Source organism: Acidovorax radicis, assembly GCF_020510705.1.
Lineage (GTDB): Bacteria > Pseudomonadota > Gammaproteobacteria > Burkholderiales > Burkholderiaceae_C > Acidovorax > Acidovorax radicis_A.
In genome coordinates, this window is sequence record NZ_CP075184.1 from 889,572 (window position 1) to 901,425 (window position 11,854).

An 11,854-nucleotide genomic window follows, 5' to 3' on the forward strand; every position below is an offset into this window, starting at 1 on the left:
ATAGTCCCGCCCACCCCTGGCCCAGAAGGTTGGGGGTGTGTGTGGCACCAAATTTGCTATGCTGAACTGTCTGTTAAAAAATGTAAGGAAGAGCCATGAACGCTCTGGGCCGCTTCTCCATCCGCACGCGTCTTTACTTCGGAACCGTCTTTTCCCTGATCCTTCTGGTCGTCATCGGTGCCATGGGTTATGTGGCCCTGGACCGAACGCGGGGCACCCTGCAGGTGCTGTTTTCAGAACGCGTGCAGACCCTGACCGACATGTCCGAGCTGCGCACCACCCTGGGTGACCTGCGCCGGACCGAAAAAGACATCATCATCAACTTCAACAACTCGGTCGAGGTGTCCGCACTGCGCGAAACCTGGGCCAAGACCCTGGCCTCCCTGCGCAAGAGCCTGGCCGATGTGCGCCAGGTGCAGTCGGGCGATGCCGCCTTTGTCGACTCCATCGACAAGTCGCTGGCCGAGATCAAGCAGTACGAAACCGGCATTTCTCCCATCTTCGAGCAGATTGAGCGCGCACAGCTCGACGGTGCGGGAGGCGGCGCCTATGCCGACCGGCTCAAGGTCCACATGGAGGCTACCGACAAGCTGTTCTCCAGCCTTGCCACTACGGCCCGCGCGCAGATGGACGAGGCCCGCGCAGGCGTCGAGTCGCGCACGTCCACCATGTCGGCGCTGATCGGTATTGGCCTGGTGCTGGGGTTGGCCGTGCTGATTCCACTCACCTTCTTTAGCGTGCGCTCCATCACCAAGTCGCTGGGGCAGGCCCAGGAGCTGGCCGAACGCATTGCCAGCGGCGACCTGTCGCGCGATGTGGCAGCCATGAACCAGGACGAAGTGGGCCAACTGGTGTCGGCCATGGGCCGCATGCAGGATGCCTTGCGTGGCCTGGTGCGCCAGGTGCAGGACGCGGCGGGCAACATTGCCACGGCCAGCGGTGAAATCGCCAGCGGCAACCACGACCTGAGCCATCGAACCGAGCAGACCGCCGCCAACCTCGAAGAGACCGCTTCGTCGATGGAGATGCTCACCAGTACCGTGCAGCAAAGTGCGCAATCTTCGCGCCAGGCCAGCGATTTCGCCTCGTCGGCTGCCGAAGTGGCAGCGCGCGGCGGTGCCGTGGTGTCGCAGGTGGTCACCACCATGGACCAGATCACGACCAGCTCGCGCAAGATCGCCGACATCACGGGTGTGATCGACTCCATCGCGTTCCAGACCAACATCCTGGCGCTCAACGCCGCCGTGGAGGCCGCGCGCGCCGGTGAGCAGGGCCGGGGTTTTGCCGTGGTGGCCAGCGAGGTGCGCAACCTGGCGCAGCGCAGCGCCGAGGCCGCCAAGGAGATCAAGAACCTGATCGGCTCCTCGGTGGAGCGGGTCGAAGACGGTTCGCGCCTCGTCAGCCAGGCCGGACAGACCATGACCGAGATCGTGAGCAGCGTGCGCCGGGTCTCCGACATCATTGCGGAGATCACCGCCTCGTCGGCCGAGCAGAGCGACAACATCGGCCAGATCAGCCAGTCGGTCACCCAGCTTGACCAGATGACCCAGCAGAATGCGGCGCTGGTGGAGGAGTCCACCGCTGCGTCGGAATCCCTGCGCGAACAGGCGCACCAACTGACCAGTGCCGTGAGCCAGTTCAAGCTGCGCGAGGGGGCGGCGTTGCCGCCGGCCTTCAGCGCGGCGGCACCCGTCGCGTCGGCGGCGCCTGCGGCCATGCAGGGCCCGCGTCAGCCCGCACTACAGATCCGTTGATTTCAGGTGTTTTTGGCTGCTAGCGCTTATCCAGAAAGCGCAAGCAGCTATAAAAAATGTAGTGAAATGCCGCCCGTTACGGGTGGCCGTGCCTGCCGCCAGTCGAAGGCTGGCACGCTGGCGATGCTCAGTCCCGCGTCACCCGCAGCACTTCTTCGCGGCTGGTAATGCCTTCTGCAATCAGGCGCTCGGCGTCGTCGCGCATGAGCTTCATGCCCCCGGCCAGTGCGGCGGCGCGGATGTCGGCTTCTGAGGCCTTGTTGTGGATCTGCGCGCGGATCGCGTCGGTGGTCACCAGCAGCTCGAACACGCCCGTGCGGCCCGTGTAGCCCGTCTGGCCGCAATGCTCGCAGCCGACCCCCGAGCCGCCGGGCCGCCCCAAGGCGAGGGGCGCCCCCTCGGGGGGCAGCGAGGACACGCCAGTGCTAAGCGTGGGGGCTCCAGTTCCGTGGCAATGGCTGCAGTACTTGCGCACCAGGCGCTGGGCCAGTACCCCGAGTAACGACGACGACAGCAAAAACGGCTCCACGCCCATGTCGGTCAGGCGTGTGACGGCGCTGGCCGCATCGTTGGTGTGCAGCGTGGCGAGCACCAAGTGACCGGTGAGCGAGGCCTGGATGGCGATCTGCGCGGTTTCGAAATCGCGGATTTCGCCGATCATGATGATGTCCGGGTCCTGCCGCAGGATGGCGCGCAGGGCCTTGGCAAAAGTCAGCTCGATCTTGCTGTTGACCTGGGTCTGGCCCACGCCGGGCAGCTCGTACTCGATGGGGTCTTCCACCGTCATGATGTTGTTGCGCGTGGCGTCCAGCCGCCCCAGGCCCGCATACAGCGTGGTGGTTTTGCCCGAGCCTGTGGGCCCGGTCACCAAAATGATGCCGTGCGGCTGGCTGATCAGGCCTTCGAAGCGGCGCAGCGTCTCGCCCTGCATGCCCACGGCTTCCAGGCTCAGTTTGCTTTCGCTTTTGTCCAGCAGGCGCAGCACGGCGCGCTCGCCATGGGCGCTGGGCAGGGTGGAAACGCGCACGTCGATGGCGCGGGTACCCAGGCGCAGGCTGATGCGGCCATCCTGCGGCAGGCGCTTTTCAGAGATGTCGAGGTCGGCCATGATCTTCAGGCGCGAGATCAGGGCGGCGTGCAGCGCGCGGTTGGGCTGCACCACCTCGCGCAGGCTGCCGTCCACGCGGAAGCGCACGCTGGAATGGCGCTCGTACGGCTCGATGTGGATGTCGCTGGCGCCGTCGCGTGCGGCCTGCGTGAGCAGGGCGTTGAGCATGCGGATGATGGGCGCATCGCCCGCCGATTCGAGCAAGTCCTCGACCGCTGGCAGCTCCTGCATCATGCGTGAGAGGTCGGCGTCGCTCTCGACCTCGCTCACCACCGTGGCGGCACTCGATTCGCTGTGCGAATAGGCCGCGCTGATGCGCTGGGCCAGGGCGGGGGCATCGAGCGGCAGCAGCTGCTGCACGGCGTGCTTGCGCAGCACTTCGGACAGCGCGCACGCATCGGGGTTGGGGCCGTGCCACAGCACCAGCTGGTGGCCGTCGTCCTCCAGCAGCAGCTGGGCGGTGCGCGCAAAGGCGTAGGGCAGGGGGTGGCGCATGGGCGGCCGGCTCCTCAGCGCGCCGCAGGCGTGGGCGCCACGGGCACCGCCAGGGCGGGGTCGGCAGGCGGCAACAGCGAGGATGCGGGCAGCGGCACCGTCAAGGTGGAGGGCAGGGGCTCCGCGCGCTGTGGCAGCGCGGGCAACACGGGGGCGCCCGACACCGAGTTCAGCATGGTTCGCTGGGGCGGCTGCGTGGCTTGCTGTAGACCGCGGATGGCTTCGTAGCGGTCCATCATCAGGGCATCGCTGGTGGCGTTGTCGCGCACCACAATGGGGCGCAGGAAGACCATCAGGTTGGTCTTCTTGCGCGACCGGTTCTCGCTGCGGAACAGGTTGCCCAGCACGGGGATGTCGCCCATCAGCGGCACCTTGTCTTCCGCCTGTGAATAGCTGTCTTCCAGCAGGCCGCCAATCACGATGATGTTGCCGTCATCCACCACCACGTTCGATTCAATGGAGCGTTTGCTGGTGGTGGGGCCGTTGGTGTCCTTGAGCGTGGAGCTGTCGATCTTGGAGACCTCCTGGTAGATCGCCATCTTCACCGTGCCGTTCTCGCTGATCTGCGGACGCACCTTGAGCATCAGGCCCACGTCCTTGCGTTCCACGGTGGTGAACGGGTTGACCGTGCTGCTGCCGGTGGTGTTGGCATACGAGCCGGTCACAAACGGCACGTTGTTGCCGATGATGATGCGCGCCTCTTCGTTGTCGAGCGTCATCAGGTTGGGGGTGGAGAGCACGTTGGCGTCGCCGCTGTTTTGCAGAAAGTTGGCCAACGCACCCAGGTAGTACTGGCCGTTGATGCGCGGTGCCAGGGCCAGGTTCAGGCCATTGCCGAGGCCGCTACTGCCAGTCAGTGAGCTGTAGTTGCCTGATGCCACTGCCGCAGTAGCGCTGAGGATGTTGATGCCTGACGTGTTCGAATTGGTGCCGATGACCCCCACGGTGCCATCGCCGTTTTTGCCCAGAACACTTTGCCACTGGATGCCGAACTCTGCCACCTTGTTGGCCGAGACCTCGACGATCAGGCTCTCCACCAGCACCTGCGCCCGGCGGCCGTCGAGTTTGTCGATCACCGCGCGCAGCTGGCGGTATTGCGGGTCGGGCGCGGTGATGATGAGCGAATTGGTCGTGGGGTCGGCCTGGATCTGCCCGCCCGTGGAGGGCTGGTTGTTGTTGGTGCTGCTGGTGCCCATGGAGCTGCCTGCGCCCAGGCCCGAGCCGCTGCTGGAGCTGCCCGATGAGGTGCTGCCGCTGCTCGACGACAACGAGCCGCCCGTGCTCAGGCCGGTGTTGGCGGCGGGCGCGCTGGAGCCACCCCCCGTGCTGGCCCCGCCGCCGCCGCTGCCATTGCCCATGGCCGCCATGGCGGCCCGCAGCGTGGTGGCGAGTTTGGTGGCATCGGCGTTCTTGAGGTACACCACATGGATGTTGCCGCTGGCCGCGCTGCTGCCCGGTGCCGGCGGTTGGTCCAGCCGGTCCACCAGCGCACGCACTTGCGCCACCCGTGCCCGGTTGGCCGCGCGCAGGATGAGCGAGTTGCTGCGGGGCTCGGCGATCAGCGTGGTCTTGAATGACGTGTCGGCCTGGCCCGGGGCTGCGGCGGGCGCTGCGCTGCCGCCGCCTTCGAGCAGGCGGGCCACCAGCGGCGCGAGGTCGGACGCGATGGCGTTTTGCAGGGGAATCACCTCCACGTCGCTGGCGTTGGCGACGTCCATGGCCGCAACGATGCGCGCCAGGCGCTGCAGGTTGTCGGCATAGTCGGTGATCACCAGCGAGTTGTTGCCGGGGTTCACGTTGATGGTGTTGTTGGGGCTGATCAGCGGGCGCAGCACCGGCACCAGATTGGCGGCGCTCTCGAAGTTGAGCTTGAAGATCTGCGTGACGATCTGCCCGCCCGCAGGCGCGCTGCCCGCGCTGCCCTGCACCACGCTCACACTGCCGCCTTGCAGTTTGGCGTCGGCCTCGGGCACCACTTTGTACAGGCCTGCCGCCTCCACCACCGTGAAGCCCTGCAAGCGCAGGGCCGCCAAAAACTGCTGAAACGCAGCGGCCGGGGTGACGGCGCGGTCGGTGACCAGGTTGAGCTGGCCCTTCACGCGTGGGTCCACCACCACGTTGCGGCCGGTGATGGTGGCCATGGTGCGGGCCACGGCCTCGATCTCGGCGTTGGCAAAGTTGAGCGTGACGGGTTCGCCCGAGCGCACGCTGCCGTTGCCTGCACCAGTTTGGGCAAATATTTGGCCGCTAGCGCACGTCAATAAAGCGCTAGCAGCTATTGTTTTGATAGTGAAGCGCAGGCGCGGCGAAAACAGGAAGGTCATAGGTTCAACCCACGGTGATGATGGAGCGCGCGCCGCTGCGCCGTCCGATGATGTTCAGAAGATTCGACAGCGCTGCTTCGCGCTCGGGCGTGGCAGTGGCTTCGCCGGTGAAACGCAGGCGCTGGCCCACCCATTGGCCCGTGCCACTGAGCTGCAGGGCGCCTTCCAGCGTGCTGAGTGTGAGGGTGGGCACATCGCCCCCCTGCACGACCAGCCGGTAGCTGCCCATGGGGCGCAGCGTGGACAGGCGCGAAGACATGGCACGCGCGTCGAGCTGTGCCTGGCCGGCCAGCACCATGCGGCCGGCGGCCCAGCGCGCCACGAACCCTTGCGTCTGCAGCACCAGTTGGCCCTGCGGCTGCAGGGTATTCCAGGGCGTGCCCAGCCCGGTCAGCAAGCCGGCGGGCCACTGGCTCTGGCCGTCGGCCACGGTCAGCTGCATGCTGGCCCAGCCAAGGTGGGCCTGGGCTTGCAAGGGCTTGGGCGTGCAGCAACTGGCAGACAGTTGCGCACGCATGCCGCTCCATGTGGGGCGCAATTGCCAGTCCACGCGGCTGGGCAGGGCCGTGCGGTCATTGCTGGCGTTGCCACCCGTCAGCACCAGTTGCGCCGATCCGGTCCACACGGTGCCTCGGGGCTGCAGCAGCAAGAGCTGTCCGCCCGTGGCCTGGGCCACCCCATCGGCCAGCCAGCGCGCAGGGACGAAGGCCACGATCGCAGGCAACACGCCCAGCAAGGCGCCCACCAGCGCCCAGCCCCACGCTGTGCGCGGTGCAGTGACTGGGGCCGATCGGGTGCGGGTGTTGCGGAGCACGGGGTGTGAAGGAGTAAGGCTCAATGGAATGGAATGGCGCGGGGGGCAGAAATCAACGCGTGGGCGCGGGCAACGCCAGCACCAGCGTGCCATCCCACCGGGCGGGCGCGGCGAGGGACTGGCCGCCCAGCACCACGGGGGTGGGTGCGGCCGGTGCTGCGGCCGCTGCGCCGCTGAGCGTGAGGCGGGCTTCGAGCGGTGTGGTGCGGGCATTGCTGCGTGCCTGCGCCAGCCACTGGGCCAACCCATCGGCTGGCGCCGCTTTCAGGGTGACGGTGGCGCGGTCGCCCACCACATTGAGTTGGGCCGTTTTGCCCAGCTGCTGGGTCAGCGCCATGCGCAGCGCGCCCACGGCGTCGCCGGGGCCCGTTTTGGGGGCGGACTGCAACTGCTGCGCCTCGGCCTGCAGGCGCTGCATGTTCTGCAGCTGCGTGTCCAGCGTGGCATGCCTTGCCGGGGCGGCACGCAGTGTGGCCAAGGCCGGGGCGATGGCCAGCCACCACAGCAGGGCCGCGGCCACCAAGGCGCCAGCGGACAGCACCAGGCTTTGCTCGCGCGGGGCCAGTGCGCGCCAGCGCTCGTTCAGCGCCAATGGGCCGGTCATGGGTTCACCTCGCTGCGCAGCATCAGGCTGCCGTCGTTCATGCGTGCCTGGTAGCCCGCGGCTTGCAGGCGGGCAAAAAGTGCGGTTTCTTCATCCGGGGTCAGGGTCACGCCGCGCAGGCGCAGCTCACCGGGGGTGTATTCGATGCCCGTGGGCCGGTGGCCATCGGGCAGGGCCGCACCGGCAGCGGCGAGCAGGGGTTCGAGGTCGCGGGCCGAGACGCTGCCTGCAGCCTGGCGCAGCTGCGCCAGCTCGCGCTCCATCTGCACCGGCGCATCGACCACCACCTGCACCTTGGGGAAGCTCTGGGTGAGCACGGCGCGCACCTGGATCTGTTTGGCGGCCAGCGCCTGGCGCTCTTGCCAGGCCCACGCATTGAGCCCCGCCAAGTGCGCCACCACCAGCAGGGCAGCGCCCCAGCGCGCAGCGCGCCATTGGGGGGCGTAAAGCAAGGCACTGGCCACGCTGCCGACCTTGCGCAAAGCCCGCGTGCGGCCGGTGCTGGCGAGATCGAATTGCGCCAGGTCCCAGTCGCCGCGCGCCGCCTGCAGGGCCCGCTCGCCCGGGGTCTGCAGGGCCACGCGCTGGCCCAGTGTGCGCTCGGCCAGGGCTGCCACGGCAGGCTCGGCGCGCACGGCCAGCGGGGTGTTTTCAGGAGAGGCTTCGCCGGCAGGGGCCAGGCCGGTTCCCATGAGCGCCAGGGTTAATGCCATCGGTGTGAGCGGCACCACCGCCACCCCCAGGTGTTCGCCCTGGCCGGTGAGGACGGCGTAGGCTTCGTCGGGGGTGCCCAAGGCGCACAGCTCGGGGGCGCCGCTAGCGGTGGGGCCGGGGGCGAATTCGGGCACCACGCGAGCGACGCGGCGGCCAGCGGCCTCCAGGGTCTGCAGGTGCTCGCGCAGCCAGGTGCGGTCACACACGGCCACCCACACGGGTTCACCACTGTGGGCGCCGGGCTGCAGCGCGAAATGCAATTGCGCGACATCGTCGAGCACGCGGTCTTCCAGCAGGCCTTCCAGCACCGACCGCAGGCGCGGTGTCTGCTGGCCAGCGCCCAAGGGCACGCCCGCAGGCATTTGCAACCGCTGCCACGACAGCGCACGTGCGGGCACCACGGCCACCACCTCGCCGCCGGGGCGCGTGGGTTCGGGCAGTAATGCCGCAGGGGCGGTGGCGTGGCGCGTGGCGGTGTGGCCGTCAGCCGTCAGCGTGTAGCTGTATTCGGTGGCGGGCCCCGGGCGGGCGGGCGGCAGGAAAAGGATCAGGGTGCTCATGGGCGGGTAGTGCGGGCCATTTTAGGGGGCGGGCGTGACCGCGTGGCGACGTGGGGGCGTGTGGTGAAAAGGCGGGGCATGGTCAGCGCAATGTGCCTGGCGTCGGGGTGTCGCGGTCGAAGGCACCGCGTTCGCGCCACAGCGTGGTGACGTCCATGCCGATCTTGCGAACCAGCGAACGCTCGTCCAGCATCGTGTCGCCCAGGCGCAGGCGACCCCGGACCTCGAAGTAACCCGATGCCACTGCAAAGCTATTGCTGTCGAGGGTCACCGTCTCTCCGACCAGTTTTTGCGCATCGCTGAGTGTCCTGAAATGGCTTGACTCGCGGCTTTGCACGATTTTTTGCGCGCTGGCGCTGTCGATCCCGTCGATCGCGGACATCAACACATCGATGCCGGCAGTGTTGAGGTTCACGGGGGTGCGCACGGGCAGCAGCGCCACGTGGGGCGCCAGCGTCGCCACCGTGGCCGGGGTCAGGCCCAGCCAGCCCAGTTGGCTGACGGTGGTCGGCATCAGCGGCGCGGTGTTGCCCTGGTTGTTGGTGCTGGGGCTGGTGCTGTCGGCCTGCGCGCGGCGCATGGCGTCCACCAGCAGGCTCAGTTGTTGTTCGGGCAGGCCCAGGCGTTCGAACAGCCGGGTGAATTGCCGCAAGGCCAGCGGCTGCACCTGGCCGCCTTCCACCAGATTGGTGATGTTCAGGCGCGCCTGCATGTCCGAGATCTGGCCCGAGAGAAAAGCCTCGGTGGTGTCGGTGCTGGCGTCGTCCACCTGGCTCACGTTGTTGGTGGCGGCGAGAAAGGTGGACAGCCGCGCTTCCTGCAGCGGCACGGCCCAGGGCTCGGCCAGGTGGTCGGCGCCACCCGTGCGCCCGTCTTCGCGCAAGATAAGGCGCGACCAGTCGAGCGCGCCAATGAGTATCCAGGCCGACTGCACGCGGCCGCGTTCTGCCGTTTCGACCTCCACCGCCCGCCATTGTTGCCACATGGCGGCGGCTGCAAAGGTGGCCACCAGCGTGACGGTGAGCATGGCGGCCAGCAGCGCGGCGCCGCGCGCCCTATGCAACCGGCGCGCCCCAGGCCAGGGCCACTGCGGGCCGGGCTTTGCCAGGCTGCGGGTGGCGTCCCCAAAGGAGGGCGCGGTGCAGCCGCTCAATGGAGACGCGGTGCAGCCGCTCAGGGCGGGGCTCATGACCGTCCCCCGCCGAGCACCGGGTTGACCCAGTCGCGCGTGAGTTGCCCCGCCAGCGCCTGGCCCGGTGGCAGGGTGATCTGAAGGCGCACACCATCAGGGATCACCGCCGAGCCGCTGGTGGTGGCACCTGTGGTGGTGCCCGTGCTGGACAGCGGGTTTGACCAGGCGCCGCCGCGGTAATAAAAGAGTTGCCAGCTCTCGAGTGGCAGCAACGTGACCTCAAGGCGCCGCTCGGCGTCGCCTGGCGTGCGGGCCCATTGCGCGGCCTGGTCCCAGGCCTGCTGCCATTCGTCGCGCGTACGTACCGGGGCGGACTGCCAGCGCAGCCATTGGCCATTGCCGTCCGCGCCGCTGGCATGACGGCGTGTCCAGGCCACCACCAGCGCACCTTCGTCGGGCACCGCACTGCTGCGGCGTGTCATGCGCAGCACCTGGCCGTCCCAGTCCAGCGGGGTGGTGTGGGGAATGGACATCAATGCGTCCAGATCCGTGCCCCACTGGCCCAGAGCGGCCTGCAGCACCAGCATTTCATCGGCGCGCTGGCGCGTGGTTTCTTGTGCCCGCACCATGCCGTCGAGCCCGCGCCAGCTCAGGACGGCGATCAGCGCCATCACACTGATGGCCACCAGCAGCTCGATGAGCGTGAAGCCGAACTGACGATGACCGACTTGCCGCCGCCGTTCATTGGGGCGCGGTCCAGGCGTGGGACGCCGAGCAAGGGCCGCCACGATGCAAAGGCAGCGTTTCACTTGCGTGCGAGTGCGTCGTCCCCCTTCCCGCAGCGCGCAGCGTTGCGAGAGAAGGGGGAAGGCGCGTAGCGCCTCAGGGGGATGTCCCATCAATACCGTCCGATGATGGTGGAGATGCGCAATATGGAGTTGTCGCCATCGAGCACCTGTGCATCAATGCGCCGAAAGCTCGGGTTGGGGGTGGAACGCACGATGGTCAGCACCTGCAGCTGGCGGCCGGCCTGCTCGCAGGTCAGGCGGGTGTCGCCCACGCTGGGCATCTGGCGCGAAAGCCGTGCCTTCACCAGTTCGTTCTCGGCGCACAGCTGAGCCAGCACGATGTCCGACTGCCGCAGCGCATTGCGCGTGAGCGCGGTGGTGGCCTGCAGGCCCGCCATGAGGGCGATGGCCACGATGGCCAGCGCCACCATCACCTCGATCAGGGTGAAGCCGGCATGCTGGCGCGGCAAGCGCATGGGCGGGCAATTCACTGCACGGAGTCCACGGTAAACGGGCGCACGCCATCGGTGGCAATGCGCAGGCTGCGTTCGGGGTGCGACTGGTGGGTGATCAGCACCTGCTGCGGGCTGATGAGGGGCTCGGGCCCCAGCTGCAACACCGCCTGCCCGCGTGCGGTGGTTCCCGCATCGAGCCACTGGGTGGGCAGGGCGGCCTGCGCGCTGGGCGGCAAGCCCTCAAAACGGAAACCCTGGGGCAGCGCACGCCAGACCACGGGCACCCCTGCGGCCCGCGATTGTGCGCGGGCGGATTCCAGCAGAGCGGCCAGCCGCGCCGCCTCGCGCTCCAGCTGCGTCTGCCCGCCGTCGCGCATGGCCAACCCCACCCCGGCCGTGGCCAGGGCCATGATGCTGATGACCACCAGCAGTTCAAGCAGGGTGAAGCCCCGGGGCCGCCGTGTCATGGGTTTATCGAACCCTGGCGACGGTGCATTGCGCAGTCGGTAAAGCCACGACCTGGGCCACCCGCCAAAGAAACGGAAAACCGGTATTCATGGGCGTGGTCGATACCGTCGCTGCGCAGCGACCGACATGCAGTGCACGACCGTGGGGGCCACGTTCTCACTGCCAGCTGCCAATGTCCGCATCCTTGCCTTCACCGCCGGAAACCCCGTCGGCGCCGAACGACATCACATCGATCTCTCCCTTGATGCCGGGGTTCAGGTATTGGTAGGGGCGGCCCCAGGGATCGTTGGGCAGCTTTTCGAGGTAGAGCTTCCAGTTGTTGGGCACCGGGCCCGAGGTGGGTTTGACGATCAGCGACTGCAGGCCCTGCTCGGCCGTGGGATAGCGCTGGTTGTCCAGGCGGTAGAGTTTGAGCGCCTGCATGATGTTGGTGATGTCGGTGCGGGCGGCGGTCACACGCGCGTCGTCGGCGCGCTCCAGCACGTTGGGCACGATGAGGGCGGCGAGCACGCCGATGATGACCAGCACCACCATCAGCTCGATCAGGGTGAAACCCCGGGCCACCTGGGTGACAACGCGGCGGCGGGCGGAGCGCAAGAGAAGGGGGAAGGATGTGTTCACTGCAGGCAATCTCTCGG

The 11,854-nt window shown here is 67.9% G+C and carries 12 protein-coding genes; 2 read left to right on the forward strand and 10 right to left on the reverse strand.

Annotated elements, in window-relative coordinates:
- The first annotated feature begins 95 nt into the window (after positions 1–95).
- Both KI609_RS03975 and KI609_RS22995 read left to right on the forward strand, forming a co-directional pair.
- Positions 96–1,754 (forward strand): methyl-accepting chemotaxis protein, encoded by a 1,659-nt coding sequence (locus KI609_RS03975; RefSeq protein ID WP_226447335.1) that lies wholly within the window; start codon positions 96–98, stop codon positions 1,752–1,754.
- 6 nt (positions 1,755–1,760) lie between these two features.
- Positions 1,761–1,922: a hypothetical protein gene (locus tag KI609_RS22995; RefSeq protein WP_413463369.1), complete on the forward strand. Its 162-nt coding sequence runs from the start codon at positions 1,761–1,763 to the stop codon at positions 1,920–1,922.
- Here KI609_RS22995 and gspE read toward each other — a convergent pair.
- The 10 genes from gspE to gspG all read right to left on the reverse strand — a co-directional run bounded on the left by gspE (position 1,882) and on the right by gspG (position 11,837).
- Positions 1,882–3,357 carry a type II secretion system ATPase GspE gene (gene gspE, locus KI609_RS03980; protein WP_226447337.1) on the reverse strand — a complete coding sequence of 492 codons (1,476 nt, stop codon included), beginning with the start codon at positions 3,355–3,357 and terminating at the stop codon, positions 1,882–1,884. The two genes, KI609_RS22995 and gspE, sit on opposite strands and share 41 nt — an antisense overlap.
- A 14-nt stretch (positions 3,358–3,371) precedes the next feature.
- Positions 3,372–5,681 carry a type II secretion system secretin GspD gene (gene gspD / locus KI609_RS03985; RefSeq protein WP_226447340.1) on the reverse strand — a complete coding sequence of 770 codons (2,310 nt, stop codon included), beginning with the start codon at positions 5,679–5,681 and terminating at the stop codon, positions 3,372–3,374.
- Positions 5,682–5,685: 4 nt separating this feature from the next.
- Complete coding sequence (gspN, locus tag KI609_RS03990) at positions 5,686–6,495, reverse strand: type II secretion system protein N (RefSeq protein ID WP_226447342.1); 810 nt, start codon at positions 6,493–6,495, stop codon at positions 5,686–5,688.
- Positions 6,496–6,547: 52 nt separating this feature from the next.
- Positions 6,548–7,099, reverse strand: a complete 552-nt coding sequence (gene gspM, locus KI609_RS03995; RefSeq protein ID WP_226447344.1) for a type II secretion system protein GspM — start codon at positions 7,097–7,099, stop codon at positions 6,548–6,550.
- Positions 7,096–8,373 (reverse strand): type II secretion system protein GspL, encoded by a 1,278-nt coding sequence (gene gspL / locus KI609_RS04000; protein WP_226447346.1) that lies wholly within the window; start codon positions 8,371–8,373, stop codon positions 7,096–7,098. The genes gspM and gspL overlap by 4 nt, the downstream gene beginning before the upstream one ends.
- Before the next feature lie 82 nt (positions 8,374–8,455).
- Positions 8,456–9,562 (reverse strand): type II secretion system minor pseudopilin GspK, encoded by a 1,107-nt coding sequence (gene gspK, locus KI609_RS04005; protein WP_226447348.1) that lies wholly within the window; start codon positions 9,560–9,562, stop codon positions 8,456–8,458.
- Positions 9,559–10,314, reverse strand: coding sequence for a type II secretion system protein J (locus tag KI609_RS04010; RefSeq protein ID WP_226447351.1), 756 nt, complete (start codon positions 10,312–10,314; stop codon positions 9,559–9,561). Before KI609_RS04010 ends, gspK begins: the two co-directional genes overlap by 4 nt.
- An 89-nt stretch (positions 10,315–10,403) precedes the next feature.
- Entirely contained in the window at positions 10,404–10,769 is a 366-nt protein-coding gene (gspI, locus tag KI609_RS04015; protein WP_226447353.1) for a type II secretion system minor pseudopilin GspI, read from the reverse strand.
- 11 nt (positions 10,770–10,780) lie between these two features.
- Positions 10,781–11,215 (reverse strand): prepilin-type N-terminal cleavage/methylation domain-containing protein, encoded by a 435-nt coding sequence (locus KI609_RS04020; protein WP_226447356.1) that lies wholly within the window; start codon positions 11,213–11,215, stop codon positions 10,781–10,783.
- A gap of 157 nt (positions 11,216–11,372) precedes the next feature.
- Positions 11,373–11,837 carry a type II secretion system major pseudopilin GspG gene (gspG, locus tag KI609_RS04025; protein ID WP_413463370.1) on the reverse strand — a complete coding sequence of 155 codons (465 nt, stop codon included), beginning with the start codon at positions 11,835–11,837 and terminating at the stop codon, positions 11,373–11,375.
- Positions 11,838–11,854 lie beyond the last annotated feature (17 nt).